Source organism: Klebsiella sp. GW_Kp182, assembly GCF_040062275.1.
Taxonomy (GTDB): domain Bacteria; phylum Pseudomonadota; class Gammaproteobacteria; order Enterobacterales; family Enterobacteriaceae; genus Klebsiella; species Klebsiella michiganensis.
Map to the genome: position 1 here is coordinate 70,772 of NZ_JBEAFQ010000001.1, position 15,745 is coordinate 86,516.

The following is a 15,745-nucleotide window of genomic DNA, read 5'->3' on the forward strand; positions in this document are numbered from 1 at the left end:
TATTAGTTTTCGAACGGTTATCAAAATTTTATCAAAACAAGTTATCAAAACCCCTCCCGAAAAACCTCATAAGGCCACCGTTGTCCACCCCTTCCCACGATCATCATGGTACCTATCCGTTTGTTGTTGAGTTTTATGTCCAAGTAAATCTTTCGTGTTTATACCTTGGGCTTTATATAACCGCTCGGAAAGCGATCTTTGTTCATGGAAAGTTGCCGGTGTACCTTGTCCCCAGTCAATATCTGCACTGTCTCTTGCCTTGCTGAAATTCATGGTCAGTGTTCTGGGTTTCACCTGTGCTCCTCGCTCAGCCTGTGAGGTGGTTCTAAAGAAATGAACCAAATAAGGGCTTACTGCATAATCCCGGCAACGACTGATTACATCTCGGAGGCTCCAGTTGATTGCGTTGCAACGCAGAGCTAATGGTATAGCGATTTTGCTTCCGGTTTTCTCTTGCTCAACGTGTAGATGATCGTCCCAGATGTCCGAGAATTTCATACGGGATATATCACCTAGTCGCTGTCCTGTTACTATGGCTAAAAGCATGGCGTTCCCCATGTATTTGTGATTTTCATCGGCTATATCAAAAATCTTTTGCCATTCCTCAAGAGTGAGGCGCTGGCGAGTGATCTTTCTACGAGGTTGTTTAGTTGCTAGTGCAGGGTTATAACCAGGAGGTACTTCTCCCGCATGCTGAGCTTCTTTAAAAACATCTATTAGGACAGAGCGAATGACCTGAGCCATTCTGGGTTGTCCCTCTGCTAAATATTCATCAAGAATTTGCGCAACATCTCGAACATTGACAGCGGATATTAATTTCATTCCTACCCGTTCCTTAAGCAGAGATACTGGTTTTGCTTTTTGTTTGATAGTGTTTTCTTTAATATCTCCGGACTTCAATCTTTCCTGCTGAATCTTCCAGTAACGTTCAAGCCAGGTGTTAGTTGATATTGATTTTCCTGAGCTGGTGGAAATTCTGTCAGTGATTGCCATTATCTGGCGGGTTTGTTGTTCCGCCAGTCTTTTATTTGCTTCAATAGCTATTGCCGTGGCCTCTGCTTCGTCTGTTCCTAGACTATGAAACTTACCAGTTATCGGGTGCTTATAACGCCAATATACTTTATTAACCTTTCTGCTGAAGAGCGGGTATAAATTTGGAATAGATATATTATTTTTACGTGGTCTGGCAGCCATCGTTCAAAATCCTCTGCAAAAGAACAGGGTCGCTTTTCTTTACTACAGGAGTGGTCAATGTACCGACCAACTCAGCATCCTCCCTGACGCGCCAGAATCGACCTTCTTTTTTGGCTGGGGGAGAAAACATATTCTGTTTAGCATAATTCCTGAGAGTGGAAACACTTGGAGGATTGCTTCTGTATTTCTCGTTTGCCCACTCTTCAAGGGTTAACATCTGGAGCATATGTTTTACCTCATCATGGCCCATTGCTGGGCCAGTATCTGAAAATACAAAATCAGTTTTGCATCAATTTTTGCAGCACCTGATTGCCGGCAATTATTCGCTGCCAGATCGCTGATACATAGCGGGCCTGATGAATAGCATCAGCGAGGGCATTGTGACGAGACCCTTCAAACGGGATCGTTGTTTTGGGGTCGAAGCTAATGGCTTGGCCGAGCTCTACCATTGTTCGTACGTCCCGATCGTTCCAGTATTCCCACGGATAATCTTCAGCAATGCAATCGTAAGAAGAACGCAGAATAGAGTTGTCGAATGACGCACCGTTACCCCATACCTGCGCCTTTTTGCTCCCACCAGCGACATTATCAGAAACAAATTCTCTGAACTGGAGTAATGCATCCTGCAACGGGATAGCATCATCATTTACGATCGCAGAGCGTGCTTCGGAGGACTGCTTAAGCCACCAGATAACAGTAGATGGATCGATTACGGCGCCCCAGTTCACGGAGGATTCAAGGCATACGACTTTATAGAAACTTTCTCCAATAGAGCCGGTTGCCGGGTCAAAAACAACCGCACCAATAGCGACGATAGGGGCGTTATGTTTTTTACCCATGGTTTCCAGATCAACCATAACGTGAACATAATCAATTGGCTGATCTTCCTCCTTATTATGATGACCGGATTCAATATCTACAGAATCCGTTTGATGAACAACTTCATCTGTTTTTTCTTTTTGGTTAACCTTGCCCGTAACGTCAACAAGACCTTCAATGGAAAATACTCCGTCCCCAATTTTTGAAACTTCAGGCTGCCTGGTCTTGGTAAGGTCTTCGGTTACCCACTTCGGATCCGTAGGGTCGCTAACCCCTTCAACATATTCGCCGCGCTCGGCGGCCAGAACCTGATTAGCGTCCGGACGTTGCTTTTGAGCCTCTTTTACCAGTTCGGCACCAACTGCTTTAATGTCGGAGGAGAGTGTTTCCAGTTTTGCGCTGCTATCCTCTCCGGCGATTACTTGGTTTGTTGCATCCAGTGTGACTGCAGCAGATGGAATATGTCCCGCCTTGGTAAGCGTCTCAGCGCTCGGGGTATCATGCTTATGTCCAGTCAGATTCGCGTTGATGTAGCCACGCAACCGATCTGGAAAAGGAGTTATTCCACTGGATGCTTCCCTGATCAGTGCAAAAATCGCTGCACGGGAATAATCAAGGATGCCTGGTGTGCTCCGTAATGCTGCAGACCATTCTTTAAATGGACTTTCTTTCTTCTGTACTATTTCCTTCGCGCGGCGGTGGACTGATGCCGGAAAATTATAGATGTCAAAATCCATAGGCATCGTTGCAAGAGCGATCTCTATATCCAGAGTATCCAGCGAATGCTGATAATCCGGATTGCGGTCAGTTTTGTTACCGCCGCCAGCATTGGCGCCGGCATCGGTTTTGTTTATTGAGGTGATATAGTTTCCAGCAGCCCATTCCTTTGTAAGGATCCCGCGGTCAATGTGCGACGTTTCAAGCCACAATTTGGCGAACTGAATTTGCTTGCCGAGCTCATGGCGTTTCCCCACAGGAAATACGCTCTTAAATGCACTGGTAAATTTCCACAGGCCAGGCATATCATATTTTTTAAGCTCCGGAATATTTTCTGCCGTCAGCAGCAGATTCTGCACACCGTGATTATCCGTATCCATTTCCATCGCTGAAAGGCGGTTACGATGAGGAATGCTAATGTGATACACGTGACGCTCGTCGGCCATATACTGGGCAAGCAGCTGCGTGCGGAATGACATTTCCGCCAGGTTGAAGAGTGCTTCTTCATTGTTCGAATAGTCCTCTTCATCGCTATTTGCAGGAGAGATATCGTTTTCTGGTTTACTGGAGGGCTGTGGTTCAGCAGCCGCTGGCGCAACGATTTTTTGCCATGTCAGCCCGTCTTCACCACCAAGCTCGTAGCGATCGCACCAGGTGTCATCCAGTACACCTTCTTCCGGTAAGTCATCAACGATGAGCCAGTTGGTGCGGATCGGCAGCTGATGGCTGGCGCCGCGGCCAACGTTAATTTCAGCGTCTTCCAGGATGTCCAGGATTTTGCGCTCGGCGCGAGAATCGGATTTAGCAGAGAACCAGCAGAAGAGACTTTTCGCTTCGTTTGCTTTTGCCTTCGCTTTAATGAGATACGGGTAGTTGTTCATTGCGTTTGGGCTCCTTTGGATTGTAAGATACCCGGCAGCTGATGGCAGCCGCCCTGGTGGTGGTCATTGGTCAAAACTCGATTCCGGAAAGCTTTGGTCGGCTGACCGGGTACTTAACCCGCCTTGCGCGGGTTTTGTGCTTTATGGGGCTGGCGAATCGGCCCGCAGCAGCTGTGATACGCGAACGTCGTCAAGCGCTCGCAGGATAGGCTCAAAAGTTTTATGGGCTGGCAGTTTAGATACCGCAGTGATCACTTCTGTAACGGTGATGTCATCGCCGCGGGGGCTATAACCACCACCTGGGCCACGCTGTGAAATTACCAGGTTACCCGCCCGCAGCTTTTTGAAGATCTGCTCAAGGTATGAAGTAGACAGCTTTGACTCTTTACTGATGGCCGTCAGTGAAACGGGCGAGCCGTCATAGAGCTTATTCAAAGTGGCGGCGGCCTGGACAGATGCCAGAACGCGTTTCATTCCAAATTCCATAATCACTTCTCCGGCCGTAACGGCCATTGGTCAAAACTCGATTCAAAAACTCGCTGCAGGCTGTTGGTCGTCAGCCATGTTTTGTGCATTTCGGTAGGGGAGGCACTGGCCCTGTACTTTTTGTTCATCGGCGTTGCTGTTGCAACTGGCCTCTGATGGATAAACACCGATCAGAACATCAGAGCATTCACCAGTGAGAGCACAAACGCTGATGACAAGGGCAAACAGGGTATTCATGCCTCAGCCTCAGGGTTTCCTTTCTGCGCCAGCAAGTAACACAGCTGGCGTAGTCTCACCTCGAACCAGTTCAGGCGGGTCGCCTGGTTCCCGGTAGGTACTCGGGCAAAATCCTTCATAGTTATCTCCAGTTAACTCAGTATTAGGATGTGGTTTTGCAATGCGGCGCCGGGTGCCTCCCGGTGACGGCAGCCAGTTAACAACTACCGCCGACAACTTTTTCCCCACAACGTGTGAATAACCGCCATGTTTACTTTTTTAACTGTGTCGCGTGCGCATAGCCGCATTCACCGCATTGCAAACCCTGATTTTTTATTTTCACTACTTCGACGCGCTTCGTCGGTGGTGTCGTGACGCTGATCTTCACGATTGAGCTTTTTCACCCTGCAATTCACCACCACGAAGCGTGCAGGATTTCCATTACATTTCAGAAGAGGCGCAGTCTGCCGGCTTACCTGAAAGCGCCGCGGTAAACTCGCTGAAACTCAGCGCCTCCTCACCTTCAGAGAGGCTTTCAAAATAGTCTTCATATGCTTTATCCATACTCATTTCTTTCCCTTAAGGCCGGGCAGCCGAACGTTGAACCTGCTGCGATTGATATTGCTGTCATCTCATCCGGTGTTTCGTATGCCGCCGGCAGCTACTTCGTGGGCTTCCTGCCTCGATGACTTGCTGCGATGGAATGATTAAAGCATTGGTTTATGTTTGATGTCAACATTGGATTTATACAGATGCAAACTTTTGCTTTAATCGAGACAGGGGAGCTGTTGGAGTGATTGAGGCTGCGCGGCAGGCAAAAAAAAAACCGGCATTTGCCGGTTTCATGGGGTGAGATCAGAGATGTTAGTTAGTGTCGCTAGCCTTAAATCGACCACGGAGATATTTCTCAACATAATCATCGATTTCTTTTAGGCGGACTTCAAACGTATCAATCATTCTCTCTTGTTCAGCCTCAGGTAACTGCCTAAACAGACGTAACATTTTGCTCTCATTTGGCTTGAGGCCTGAATCTTCAGATACTTTCTCTCCAAGCAACCAAGTTACAGACACATTGGCAGCTTCCGCGAGGGCAATTGCGGACTTTTTACTGATTACTCCTTTCTTAAACCACCCATTCACCGCTTGAGGTGTAACTCCAGCAATGCGAGCCATATCCGCCTTGCTGATCCCTCTTTGAGTAATTTCTTCCAAACGAGCAATCAGTTGGTTGTTGAGTTCTTCAGTGTTTTTCATAAGCCCATTGTAAAGGTTTAGTTTATAGTCACAATAAATTAAAAATTTGCATTGAATATAAACCTATGCTTTATTATGCCTAACTTAACGAGGAGATAGATATGACAGCCCTTGATAACGCAATTCGAGTAGCTGGCTCAGCCAATAAATTAGCATCAACGCTTGGAGTAAGCGGCATGGCAGTAAGTCAGTGGAAAACAAAAGGTATTGTGCCTTCATCGCGAGTTTTACAGGTTTTTAATGCAACGGGCGTTACGCCTCATGAATTACGTCCTGATCTATATCCGAATCCGACGGATGGAATACCTAAGGAGTGACCATGCAAACCACCTCTTTTGAAAATCATACTCCGGTGATGAGTATGCAACTGAAAACGGAAAATCAGTATTTGCCCCGTCGGCGTGACGGCAAGAAATGCCGAGCCATTTTGGCCGCCGTTCAGGAATGGGAGTCCTCATTACCTGGGCGTGCGCAAGACCACGTCGCGCAGCTGGTGGCCGAACAGTGGGAGAAACAAAACGGGCGCGGTATCAGCGTCAATAAACAAAATCTGTATCGCTACCTGAAAAACGAGGGCGGTTCAGAGAAGTACACCAGTTATGTCATCCAGCTTTCGGCGGCGATCGCTGATGCAATGCCGATAGAGATCGCGCGCAAACATGGCCTAAAACATGGCTTAACTGAAACTGAGCTGGTGGCCAATGCAATCAAAGAATGCAGCGAAGCGCACCAGGCCAAGTTACTTGGCGCACCTCTGCAGAAACTAGAGCGTGAAATACGGGAAGCTGCAATTGCACTTTTTAACATGCTCCCTGCAGATGCGGCGGGACCACTACTGGCGAGCATCAGCGCCGTAGCGCCGCAATTTTTTTAATCGAGTTTTGACAATGACCACCAGCACCAGCTGGTTAATAAGAGGTTTCAGATGGCCCGCATCAGAACAGTTAAACCTGAATTCTGGACAGATGAGAAGGTGGTGGAATGTTCAATTCCAGCGCGTCTCCTGTTTATCGGGTTGTTCAACTTCGCCAACGATATGGGATGCCTTGAGCGTTCGCCAAAACGGTTGAAGATGCAAATCTTCCCTGCGGACGCGCTCGATTGCGAACCACTAATACAGGAACTGATTACTCATGGATTACTCACTGAGTATTCAGTGAATGATGTCTGCTATTTGCAGATTAAAGGTTTCCTTAAGCATCAAAAAATAAACAGGCCTTCGGCCTCAAAAATACCTCTTCCGCCAGAATTCACTGAGTCTAAGGCAGGAAAGGAAGAAAAGAGAGTCCCTAATCAAGGAGGGCTCAGTGAGGACTCAGTGAATCCTCATGGAGGACTCACTGACGGAAAAGGAAGGGAAGGGAAAGGAAAAGGATCAAACCCCACTCTCTATGCGCAGGAGAGAAATTTTCCCCAGCAACCTCAGTATCTGCCTGGAGTGGATATTCCGATCGGGAAATTCGCCATGCACGACCTTTGGCTGCCGTCACAGGACTGGCCGCGACTGGCTGCTACCTGGGGTATAGCGCTTCCCGAACCGGCATACCTGCCGACAGAGCTGGCAGAGTTCACCGCGTACTGGAAATCCGAGGGGAAAGTGTTCACTCAGATTCAGTGGGAGCAGAAATTCGCCCGCAGCGTGATAAGTGCCAGAGCCAAATCTAAACCACAACCAGCAACCGGAGGAAAAGACCATGCAGGAATTCAACCAGTTAACACCGCATCCCGGGCAGTTCAGGAAATTCAGGCAGCCAGAGAACGCTGGGAAAAGCAAAACGGACTTGCTGGCGGCGGATACGGCATGGCGGCTTTGGACAGTCATGGGGGAAATATTTTCGAACCGGTGGACCCAGAAGAACGGGGCGGCGCCCTCGGATATGTGGATTGCCCAGATTGGATCGATGAGTGAAGCCCAGATTACTCTGGTCTGCAGTCAGTGCATGGAGCGCTGCGCCGCGGGTAACACATGGCCACCGGATCTGGCTGAATTCGTTGCTCTGGTATCTGCCAGCGGTGCTAACCCGTTCAATCTGACATCCGAATCTGTAATGGCGGAATACAAGCGCTGGAGGAATGAGTCTTACCGATACTCGGGCAGCGACAAATACCCATGGAAACAGGATGTTCTCTATCACATTTGCATTGAGATGCGCAGAACCGGAGTTGAGAGGAACCTGACGGAGGGAGAGCTGAAAAAACTGGCAGAAAACTTACTTACGAAATGGACCAAACACCTGGCTAACGGGTTTTCGATTCCGCCAATTCGTCAGCAGTTGGCAGCACCGAGACATCCAGCGGGACCGACGCCAGCACAGATTCTGATGGAAGAGTACAAACGCCGCAAGGCGGCAGGTTTAACCAAGTAAACGAGTTTTGACCATGGCCAAACAATCAAAAACCAAAGTAACCAAAGCACAGATGGTGCTTGCCATCGTTAGCCGGACGCCAGAATGCGTCCTGCAGGATGTCTGCGATGCGCTCGACTTGCAAGCCAGTACAGCAGGTAACTTGCTGCGGCAACTCCATGCCGCGGGAAAACTCCATCGTACCCATAACGGTTGCCAGTATGTCTACCGGGTTGTTGCAGGCGTTGAGGTTCCCGATGTTGCCCTGCCGCAGACTGCAACACCATTATCTGAAGAGGATGTGAAAAAAGTCCAAAACGCACTGTCCCTGGCGAAGACGCTGGAAGACAAAAAGCTGTGGCGCCGGGCTGCGACTGTTTACACATCGATGCTTGGGATGACTACAACAGCAAACGAACTCTGGTTGCTTGCCAAAATGCGTAACCGCTGCCTGCGCAATGCGACGAGGTGCTGATTATGCCTAAAATGGAATCAACAGCATCTGGTACGGGATGTTAAAGCTAAGTTCAAATATTCCGGGATGAGGCAAAGCTGAGATGTCCGCTGAGTGCCAGGAGCGGACATTACTGACACAAACACAACCAGCAAATGGATTACTGGGCAGCCGGGGGCGACATTTCCGGGAGACAATCAACTGGAAACATTTTAATGTGAAAGTTTATGCAGGTCACAGCGTATGTATTACCATATGCCATTGGAAGAATGATGCATGCTACCTTTGAGTGTGGAATAACCAGAAGCCTATTGCGCCGGAGGATGTCTTGCCATGTTGACCGATCTCAGCAGAGATGAAAGTAAAAGACTTGCGGCAATCGACTTGTTGAAAAATCCTGACAAGGGCCGGGATGATGCGTTAAAAAAATATACTCATCTAATATGCCAATTGCTGAACATGCCGATGGGCTTTGTTTCTGTTCTCGATGAAGAAAAGCAATACATCAAATCAGCCCAAAATGTTGCCGTCACGGAAATCAGCCTGAGCGAGGCATTTTGCGTACAGACCCAGGAACAGAGTAAGACATTCATTTGTCATGACACTCATCAGCACCCTACCTTTCGTGACTATCACGCGGTGAAAGAGGCTCCATTCATTCGCTTTTATGCAGGCTGCCCACTTAAAACCCAGGATGGAGTACCCATAGGTACCTTGTGTATCCTCGATACTCAGCCCAGGGAACTTTCAGACGAGCAGCTCGATCTTTTTGAAAAGATTGCAGGACTTATATCGGATTTTCTGGCCTCGTGGCACTCCGTCGGCTACCTCGATATAGTCACGCTATTACCAAACCGGCAGCGACTGCTGAAGGATATAGAGGTTTCAACTGAAGGCGCATTCAGGCTCGTCATTATTGATTGTATTGATATGCCATTAGCCTACGAAATGGCTCGCTCCCTCGGTATGACAGCCGTAGAAAATCTACTTCGTAATATGGTCGCAGAGCTGCAGATCCGCCTGCCTTTAGAAGGGCCGCTCTACGCCGTGGCAGTTGGACGATTTGCCTTTTTTACCCATAAGGAAAAAATTCGGACATTAGAAGATATCTCTCAAAGCCTTCAGGGGATCCAGGCCAGGTTTACCCCTGAAGTTCCCCTTGATCTGGATATTCACATGGGTGACTCCGGGCTTTGCGATAAATCCCTGACATCGAATGAAATACTGCGCCGTGCAGTCAGCGCATTGCATGAAGGGATAAGTCAGGGGCGCCGGTTTACAGTTTATGATGACGCACTGGATAGCCGTAAGAAGACTGATTTCAGCCTTCTTACTGAAGTTAGGCAAGCGCTACAAGAAAACCAGGGCTTATATCTGGTTTATCAGCCGAAAATCTCACTGGTGACAGGGCGTGTGACGGGAGCCGAAGCTTTGCTTAGATGGCAACATCCTAAAAACGGCGAAGTGTTGCCGGGTGTGTTTATTCCTCTGGTCGAAAAGACCAGCCTGATGCGTGAACTCACAGCATGGGTTATCGATCACACGATTGTGCAACTGAGTGCCTGGCAAAGCCGTGGAGTTTCTTTACCTGTGTCGATTAATCTGGCTGCCAGTGATTTTTCAAGACCAGATTTCTGCGATGAGCTGGAACAGAAAATGCTGGACGCACGTCTGGATCCCGCCCTGCTGGGGGTGGAGTGTCTGGAAACCGAGAAGATGCTGGAAAGCCCCGCTGCACTTATCGGCCTGGACATGCTCAAACAACGCGGATTTAAAATATCTCTGGATGATTTTGGTTCCGGATACAGCAACATTAATTACCTGCGACAAATCCCGATGGACATCATCAAGCTTGACCGCTCTATTGTGAGTAAGGTTGCTGGCGACAATGCCAGCCGCATCATTGTTCGCAACGTTATCACACTCCTCAAGCAGCTCGACTATATCGTTCTGGCCGAAGGAGTCGAGGACGCCAGGACCGTTGATATTTTAAGAAGGCTGGGCTGCGATGAAGTTCAGGGCTATTTTTTTGCCAAACCGATGACCCCTGATGCTTTTGAAACCTGGTATCACGGCAGAGACGAAGCCTTAAAGTGAACGAGTATTAAGTAAATACGTATGGTCGCCTGCCCGTAATATACAAATAAGAAGGGAACTGGTCATCCTGACCTGCTCTCCATTGATTATCAGAGGCCGATGCTCGTCCTGCATCCGGGTAATCATGACATATTCTCGCTTCCGCTTCTCGCTCAAAGCAGCCTCTTAGAGACTTGCGTGCGGAAAGATTCGGGTTGCATTTAGGGATCGCAATGGACATCAATCAGCATCGAAGATGAATACGTGAATACTGGGCAGGTATGCCGGATACCCCCTCCCGCTCCACGGGCGGAAGGGGGTAAATAATAATGTCAGGCCGGTCTGCCCGCGAATAAAGAAGTCGCTATTTTTTTTGGGTGATTTTCGTCACTGAACCTGTTTGAGTTTTGTCCCCGACAGCGCCATACATCGAGACCACATAAACGGCGCCATCAGGCGCGGCAGTCAGGTGGTTTGGTGTTTCATCCATCGGAATATTAGCGACCAGTTTACCGTCCTTGTTCAGAACAGCAACGGTTCCACCTGCACGCGTGGCGGCGAAAACCTGAGACGTCACTGGATCCCAGACGACAGATACGCCTCCGGCACCAATATAAGTATCTGCGAGAACCTTACCGTCCGCATCAAGAACCACGACATTGTTCGTTTCCTGGGAAGCAACGTAAAGACGGCCAGTCGCCGGATCGCGAGTGATGTCTGTTGCCCCCTGCGCCTCAGGCACTTTCACCGTCGTGCTCTTACCCGTTTTGAGATCAATCCAACCTACCCATGGCGTATCACGGCTGACGCCGAAAAGTTTCCCTCCTGCACTGTCAAGGGCAAGATCGGTATTGTTAAACATGTTTTTGCCATGTTCCACTACGAACTCAAGTTGACCGATGTGTTCAAGTGATTTTGTGTCATATACCTCGATAAATCCGGTCAGCGCTGCACTGACATAGGCACGATTGTGGGCTTCATCAATAATCACATCGCGTGGATGTACAACAGACCCTTCGGGAAAGACTTTCACCACAGAAAGGGTCTTTGCGTCATAGACGGTCACCGTCTCGGCAAGCGTGTTCGTCGTCCATACATGGTTATGGGCATTATCAACACCGACTCCGAATACTCCAATCTGCTCTCCCTTTTTGTCTTTAGGCAGCGTCGCCTCCGCTTCGACAGCCAGCGTTCCTGCGTTCAGTCTCATCAGCCGGCTACCATCCTTCGGGCCGCGTGCAGAAGTCACGAAGAGCTTCCCATCGGCCGACACTGCCGACTGGTAAGCCCGCTCACCGACGGGAATTGTTTGCAGCCTGAAAGCCTCAGTGTTTTTCGGGGGAACAACCTTGGACAATTTCAACATAACCTGCGAAACGCTCGCGGGATTTTGCGTGATAACAGTGAGTGGATGAAGGCCTGTAGCAGCGTCGGCCGGAACATTTAGTGGAATAGTGAGATTTCCCTTCTCATCGGCAGCCAATGGCTTCGGCGTAAGGACTTCAGCACCATTCAGCATGGTGACAGTCGCACCTGTTGGCAGGTTCTTAATCGTGATCACCGTGTGATCTCCGGGCTTAACAGGAACTTCCCGAGATCCGGCACGAATACTACCTGGAAAGGTCGTGGTGGCTGCTGCCCATTGACTATCGGCGTATGCCGTTACGACGGTTGATATTGTAATAGTGGAGGCCAACAGCACTGAACGGACTGAAATTGTTCTCATCTTATCTCCATAAACTGTATTGATGCTGCATCTCAATGCAGCCACAGATTATTCCTCACGTACTGAGTATTACCTTCTGCTATGAGAAATATGTCTTGTTATGAGCATACTCAATATATCACGTTGATGTAAATGATTATCATTACTATTTTAGTGGTATATGAATGCCAGGAGTTTGATGTTCAGCGAGCTGAGTTTAGGGGGATCGCATTGTGCCAAGTGCGGACGCTCAGGAATATAGTTTCAGCCACTTTAAAAGCGAGGTAAGCGACTCGACAGGTCCAGCATGACTACCAGGTGAGCGGGTTTCATCCCATGGCATTGCATCATCAGTGCAGAAGTCTCCTGCACATTCCATTTCAAGACGTTCGTCAATTAAACCAACATTACAGAAGCATGTGACCGGGTGTTGCCACTTGTGTACTGACCATCTTAATAAATTCGAGTGTACGCCAGAGGTAGCAACGTTTCTTATCAACGGTGTTGATCACCACAAAAATGACTGTATCCCTGTGATAGCGGATTTCGTCCTTTGTGGAGAAAAGATCAATCTAAACATGAGCATGGGTTAGCGAAAAGTGGCATTAAACGCTTGAACATTTCACCTAACAAGTATACTGTTTATTTATACAGTATTTGCATGAGGAGCTAGTTATGAAAGTGGAAATCACAATTGATCGCCAAAAAAAATTGCCGGATGGCGCTGTGCCTGCTCTGGAGAAGGAGCTACTGCGGCGATTGGATCAAAACTTTAATAACTGCAGTCTTGTGATTCGTCGGGCCATCTCTGATGGGTTGACCGTGCTTGGTGGAATGGACGGAGATAAAACACGTGTAGAGGAAATCCTGCAGGACACCTGGGAAAGCGCTGATGACTGGTTCTGTTAATTTGAGGTCCAGTGGCTTGCCTGGTTTATTTTGAGGATTTTGCTGTGAGTAAAAAACAAGAAATGCCGAACACCGGCTATGCAATTATCAGATGCGACGATGGTGTGATCGTTGCCCGTCTGACATCCTTTCCTGTATGTGAGCGCGCTTTGATGTACCGGCGCGGCGATACTGTTTCGTTTATGCCTCTGCAGCCGGATGAGATCGTGGGGACTCTCTCTCTCTTTTCACAGATGATTGAAAAGGCTAAGTCTGGAGTTGGTTACCAGGTTCCCCCTGGTTCTGTTACAATCCCGTCATAGGCCTGAACAACCTATACCTGCTGCGTCGCGGAGAGAAACCATGACGCAAACCCCCGAAGTATCAAAATCCCATCAGACTGGTGCTCCTTCATCGAGCGCCGGTTTGCTTTCGTCTTCAAAACTAACTTTTCGACAGCAGGAAGTTTTCGATCTGCTGGTGGCCTACATCAATCAGCATGGCTACCCACCTACGCTATCTGAGCTGGCCGATATGCTCGGCGTTAGCTCGTCTAATGCTGTCCTGTTGCATCTGCGTGCGTTAGAGAGAAAAAATTTTATAAAACTCTCTCGCCGTGTCTCCAGAGGAATTTCCATCGTCGGGAGAAAGGAGCCTGTGCTCGCCGTGCAGCTGCTGCAGGAAATTATCGCTTAAGAACCCGGTGCGCGTGAAAGAGCGATTGAGTTTTTGCGACTGTTCGGTGATCAGCCATGAAGAAAAGTTGGTTTTTACACGAGCAACTTTCAGAGGCTGAGGCTACAGAGCTGGTGGAGCGATACCGTAAAAATAACTGTGTGGTTGAGAAGAGCTTATCCAGAGACTTTGCATCGTGGGAGATCCGCGTGTTGTTGCCGGAATCGAAGAAGCCGCCACGGATTGACAGGACCTACATACAGAAGATGTGGAGGGACTGATGCGAGCTTTGCTTAACGTGGATATTGCACGCCATCTTGGAATTGTGCTGCTTAAGCCAGGTAGTGAATTAATGCCGTTATTCGGTGCCGGCCGAGTTCTTGTGGAAATACCGCCGGCAAGCATGAAAAAGATACCCAGTGGACGTCTTCCTGATGCCCGGCAGCCGTTGCGGGATGATATGGGGATCAGACCATTTTTCATGAAGAAAGCTGTTATCACTGCGGCTGGTGGTGTTAGTGCTTTAGAGTCATGGTTGCGCCGGCAGGTTAAAAACTGTCAGTGGACACATTCCGATTACCATCACCATGAGCTCGTCCCGTTTCGCCATTCGACGGGTGTAATAATCGCATGCTGGCACTGTGATAATGAGCTTAAAAACCAAACGGAACAAACCCTCGATCAACTGGTAGGTGTTAATAACGCTGACTGGGTAATCGACACTGCCCGCATCGCGCTTGGTCTGGACGCTCAACGCTCATTGTCACTGGCGGAGCTATGCTGGTGGGCGGTAGGCGCCGGGATTGGCGATGAAATTACAGAAGAAATGGCGCGCCGATCCCTGCGTATTAAAGACGATGGCATTAAATCGGTTTACAGGGAGAGTGAGATTGTTCCGTCGGTACCGGCCACCAGCATTCTTTCTCCCCGTCTCGAAAAAGCAATAAGGCCAACGGCAATAACAACGCCGGGCAAACCTCTGGTACCTGTGAACGTTGATCCTATTGCACCGGCGACGCTATTTGCCAGACCTAAGCGGATCCGATGGTTATCTGCTGACTTTATCTCATGGGTGAAAAAACAGCCGTGTATGTGCTGCGGGCAGCCTGCAGATGATGCACACCATCTTATTGGCTGGGGGCAGGGCGGCGTAGGCACCAAGGCCCACGATATTTTTACGATCCCATTATGCCGCAAGCACCACCGCGCTTTGCACCATGACCCTGCCGCTTTTGAGCGTGAATACGGCACCCAGCCGGTATTGATTATTAAATTGCTGGACCGGGCATACTCGCTCGGCGTTCTGGCGTAGTAAGGAGAAGAACAGAATGACACCACGTCAACGCCGTCTGCACCGTGCAGGATTAGAAACAGTGGCCGCCGCCCCGCGCAAAAGCTGGCTGGGCCGATTCACTCCCCTTAATGGCATTCAGTCCGGCTGGATAAAATCTCTACTTACTGTATGGGGGGAAGGGATGAGAGGAGGTGCAGCCCCGCGTAAACCATCAGGACATTCATGCTGGCGAGGAATGAAGGGTGATCACTGGTCAGATAAAGCATTAGAACGCTTTACGGCAGCAATCGAGCAGGCAAGAAGTGAAGGGTATCGCGGGCGGCAGGCATTAAGCAGGGCGCATGCCATTTTGTGGCCGAAGCCTGCAACGGTCGCCATTGACGCTGCGATCACTGAGGATGATGTTGAATTTGTTGAACGATGTGTACTGGCGATATTTGAAACGGGTGATCCGGTTTATCTCGTTGGCGTTAACTATTACACCACCCGTAAAAAAATCTCAGACATAACACGGGAATTACAGCTGGTGGCGCCATGGTTAACAGACAGTGAGGCCCGGAAAAGAGTGCGCTGGTGCCTTGAAATATTCAGAGCAAAAGCTTTCCTTTCCGTTCATAAGGCGATTTATGCGGATTAGCAAAAAGTGCTATTTTCCCTGTTTGGTATTGAAAGCGGGCCAGAAAGTTAGATAATCCCTTCATGCTTGGCAGAGCTGCGCCACTCGGCAGCGACAAAAAGCGA

The 15,745-nt window shown here is 49.0% G+C and carries 20 protein-coding genes; 12 read left to right on the forward strand and 8 right to left on the reverse strand.

Annotated features, from left to right (window positions below; all coding sequences use genetic code 11):
- Window positions 1–66: 66 nt before the first annotated feature.
- From ABLU88_RS00330 to ABLU88_RS00360, 7 genes are all read right to left on the reverse strand, one after another.
- Complete coding sequence (locus ABLU88_RS00330) at window positions 67–1,194, reverse strand: site-specific integrase (protein ID WP_014228877.1); 1,128 nt, start codon at window positions 1,192–1,194, stop codon at window positions 67–69.
- Window positions 1,175–1,420 carry an excisionase gene (locus tag ABLU88_RS00335; protein ID WP_012542206.1) on the reverse strand — a complete coding sequence of 82 codons (246 nt, stop codon included), beginning with the start codon at window positions 1,418–1,420 and terminating at the stop codon, window positions 1,175–1,177. Before ABLU88_RS00335 ends, ABLU88_RS00330 begins: the two co-directional genes overlap by 20 nt.
- A gap of 52 nt (window positions 1,421–1,472) precedes the next feature.
- The gene (locus tag ABLU88_RS00340) at window positions 1,473–3,611 is read right to left on the reverse strand and encodes an exonuclease (protein WP_014907830.1); all 2,139 of its coding nucleotides are present in this window, start codon (window positions 3,609–3,611) and stop codon (window positions 1,473–1,475) included.
- 141 nt (window positions 3,612–3,752) lie between these two features.
- Window positions 3,753–4,097 (reverse strand): Rrf2 family transcriptional regulator, encoded by a 345-nt coding sequence (locus ABLU88_RS00345; protein WP_021462580.1) that lies wholly within the window; start codon window positions 4,095–4,097, stop codon window positions 3,753–3,755.
- A 42-nt stretch (window positions 4,098–4,139) separates the two neighbouring features.
- Window positions 4,140–4,334, reverse strand: a complete 195-nt coding sequence (locus ABLU88_RS00350) for a DUF1482 family protein (protein ID WP_021462581.1) — start codon at window positions 4,332–4,334, stop codon at window positions 4,140–4,142.
- A gap of 420 nt (window positions 4,335–4,754) precedes the next feature.
- A complete protein-coding gene (locus tag ABLU88_RS00355; protein WP_014228882.1) occupies window positions 4,755–4,877 on the reverse strand; it encodes a hypothetical protein in 123 nt (40 codons plus the stop codon).
- Between the two features lie 300 nt (window positions 4,878–5,177).
- On the reverse strand, window positions 5,178–5,567 hold the full coding sequence (locus ABLU88_RS00360; protein ID WP_012542200.1) for a helix-turn-helix domain-containing protein: 390 nt from the start codon (window positions 5,565–5,567) through the stop codon (window positions 5,178–5,180).
- 101 nt (window positions 5,568–5,668) lie between these two features.
- Here ABLU88_RS00360 and ABLU88_RS00365 point away from each other — a divergent pair, with 101 nt between their 5' ends.
- From ABLU88_RS00365 to ABLU88_RS00390, 6 genes are all read left to right on the forward strand, one after another.
- The gene (locus ABLU88_RS00365; RefSeq protein WP_012542199.1) at window positions 5,669–5,884 is read left to right on the forward strand and encodes a Cro/CI family transcriptional regulator; all 216 of its coding nucleotides are present in this window, start codon (window positions 5,669–5,671) and stop codon (window positions 5,882–5,884) included.
- A 2-nt stretch (window positions 5,885–5,886) separates the two neighbouring features.
- Window positions 5,887–6,441, forward strand: coding sequence for a toxin YdaT family protein (locus ABLU88_RS00370; RefSeq protein WP_014907826.1), 555 nt, complete (start codon window positions 5,887–5,889; stop codon window positions 6,439–6,441).
- Window positions 6,442–6,492: 51 nt separating this feature from the next.
- Window positions 6,493–7,476 carry a DnaT-like ssDNA-binding domain-containing protein gene (locus ABLU88_RS00375; RefSeq protein ID WP_021462582.1) on the forward strand — a complete coding sequence of 328 codons (984 nt, stop codon included), beginning with the start codon at window positions 6,493–6,495 and terminating at the stop codon, window positions 7,474–7,476.
- Entirely contained in the window at window positions 7,388–7,933 is a 546-nt protein-coding gene (locus ABLU88_RS00380; RefSeq protein ID WP_223168508.1) for a replication protein P, read from the forward strand. The genes ABLU88_RS00375 and ABLU88_RS00380 overlap by 89 nt, the downstream gene beginning before the upstream one ends.
- Before the next feature lie 13 nt (window positions 7,934–7,946).
- The gene (locus ABLU88_RS00385) at window positions 7,947–8,387 is read left to right on the forward strand and encodes a PerC family transcriptional regulator (protein ID WP_021462584.1); all 441 of its coding nucleotides are present in this window, start codon (window positions 7,947–7,949) and stop codon (window positions 8,385–8,387) included.
- Window positions 8,388–8,699: 312 nt separating this feature from the next.
- Window positions 8,700–10,463 (forward strand): EAL domain-containing protein, encoded by a 1,764-nt coding sequence (locus ABLU88_RS00390; protein WP_040975727.1) that lies wholly within the window; start codon window positions 8,700–8,702, stop codon window positions 10,461–10,463.
- 343 nt (window positions 10,464–10,806) lie between these two features.
- Here ABLU88_RS00390 and ABLU88_RS00395 read toward each other — a convergent pair whose 3' ends face one another.
- Window positions 10,807–12,168, reverse strand: a complete 1,362-nt coding sequence (locus ABLU88_RS00395; protein WP_048333319.1) for a hypothetical protein — start codon at window positions 12,166–12,168, stop codon at window positions 10,807–10,809.
- 654 nt (window positions 12,169–12,822) lie between these two features.
- Here ABLU88_RS00395 and ABLU88_RS00400 point away from each other — a divergent pair.
- From ABLU88_RS00400 to ABLU88_RS00425, 6 genes are read left to right on the forward strand one after another with little or no spacing between them, the layout of a single operon-like run.
- Window positions 12,823–13,056: a DinI-like family protein gene (locus ABLU88_RS00400; RefSeq protein WP_014228891.1), complete on the forward strand. Its 234-nt coding sequence runs from the start codon at window positions 12,823–12,825 to the stop codon at window positions 13,054–13,056.
- Window positions 13,057–13,100: 44 nt separating this feature from the next.
- Window positions 13,101–13,358 carry a hypothetical protein gene (locus tag ABLU88_RS00405; RefSeq protein WP_022065893.1) on the forward strand — a complete coding sequence of 86 codons (258 nt, stop codon included), beginning with the start codon at window positions 13,101–13,103 and terminating at the stop codon, window positions 13,356–13,358.
- A 40-nt stretch (window positions 13,359–13,398) separates the two neighbouring features.
- Window positions 13,399–13,731, forward strand: a complete 333-nt coding sequence (locus ABLU88_RS00410) for a DNA-binding protein (RefSeq protein WP_348836077.1) — start codon at window positions 13,399–13,401, stop codon at window positions 13,729–13,731.
- Between the two features lie 56 nt (window positions 13,732–13,787).
- Window positions 13,788–13,991: a hypothetical protein gene (locus ABLU88_RS00415; protein ID WP_017898980.1), complete on the forward strand. Its 204-nt coding sequence runs from the start codon at window positions 13,788–13,790 to the stop codon at window positions 13,989–13,991.
- Window positions 13,991–15,022, forward strand: a complete 1,032-nt coding sequence (locus ABLU88_RS00420) for a DUF968 domain-containing protein (RefSeq protein ID WP_134897947.1) — start codon at window positions 13,991–13,993, stop codon at window positions 15,020–15,022. Before ABLU88_RS00415 ends, ABLU88_RS00420 begins: the two co-directional genes overlap by 1 nt.
- Before the next feature lie 16 nt (window positions 15,023–15,038).
- Window positions 15,039–15,641 carry a hypothetical protein gene (locus ABLU88_RS00425; protein ID WP_134897948.1) on the forward strand — a complete coding sequence of 201 codons (603 nt, stop codon included), beginning with the start codon at window positions 15,039–15,041 and terminating at the stop codon, window positions 15,639–15,641.
- Window positions 15,642–15,745: the final 104 nt, after the last annotated feature.

Coding starts and splice junctions, on each gene's coding strand:
- ABLU88_RS00380 (WP_223168508.1), top strand. CDS start 7,388: ATGGGGGAAATATTTTCGAACCGGTGGACCCAGAAGAACGGGGCGGCG.
- ABLU88_RS00340 (WP_014907830.1), bottom strand. CDS start 3,611: ATGAACAACTACCCGTATCTCATTAAAGCGAAGGCAAAAGCAAACGAA.
- ABLU88_RS00410 (WP_348836077.1), top strand. CDS start 13,399: ATGACGCAAACCCCCGAAGTATCAAAATCCCATCAGACTGGTGCTCCT.
- ABLU88_RS00390 (WP_040975727.1), top strand. CDS start 8,700: ATGTTGACCGATCTCAGCAGAGATGAAAGTAAAAGACTTGCGGCAATC.
- ABLU88_RS00415 (WP_017898980.1), top strand. CDS start 13,788: ATGAAGAAAAGTTGGTTTTTACACGAGCAACTTTCAGAGGCTGAGGCT.
- ABLU88_RS00360 (WP_012542200.1), bottom strand. CDS start 5,567: ATGAAAAACACTGAAGAACTCAACAACCAACTGATTGCTCGTTTGGAA.
- ABLU88_RS00400 (WP_014228891.1), top strand. CDS start 12,823: ATGAAAGTGGAAATCACAATTGATCGCCAAAAAAAATTGCCGGATGGC.
- ABLU88_RS00335 (WP_012542206.1), bottom strand. CDS start 1,420: ATGCTCCAGATGTTAACCCTTGAAGAGTGGGCAAACGAGAAATACAGA.
- ABLU88_RS00355 (WP_014228882.1), bottom strand. CDS start 4,877: ATGGATAAAGCATATGAAGACTATTTTGAAAGCCTCTCTGAAGGTGAG.
- ABLU88_RS00385 (WP_021462584.1), top strand. CDS start 7,947: ATGGCCAAACAATCAAAAACCAAAGTAACCAAAGCACAGATGGTGCTT.
- ABLU88_RS00330 (WP_014228877.1), bottom strand. CDS start 1,194: ATGGCTGCCAGACCACGTAAAAATAATATATCTATTCCAAATTTATAC.
- ABLU88_RS00425 (WP_134897948.1), top strand. CDS start 15,039: ATGACACCACGTCAACGCCGTCTGCACCGTGCAGGATTAGAAACAGTG.
- ABLU88_RS00365 (WP_012542199.1), top strand. CDS start 5,669: ATGACAGCCCTTGATAACGCAATTCGAGTAGCTGGCTCAGCCAATAAA.
- ABLU88_RS00350 (WP_021462581.1), bottom strand. CDS start 4,334: ATGAATACCCTGTTTGCCCTTGTCATCAGCGTTTGTGCTCTCACTGGT.
- ABLU88_RS00345 (WP_021462580.1), bottom strand. CDS start 4,097: ATGGAATTTGGAATGAAACGCGTTCTGGCATCTGTCCAGGCCGCCGCC.
- ABLU88_RS00395 (WP_048333319.1), bottom strand. CDS start 12,168: ATGAGAACAATTTCAGTCCGTTCAGTGCTGTTGGCCTCCACTATTACA.
- ABLU88_RS00420 (WP_134897947.1), top strand. CDS start 13,991: ATGCGAGCTTTGCTTAACGTGGATATTGCACGCCATCTTGGAATTGTG.
- ABLU88_RS00375 (WP_021462582.1), top strand. CDS start 6,493: ATGGCCCGCATCAGAACAGTTAAACCTGAATTCTGGACAGATGAGAAG.
- ABLU88_RS00370 (WP_014907826.1), top strand. CDS start 5,887: ATGCAAACCACCTCTTTTGAAAATCATACTCCGGTGATGAGTATGCAA.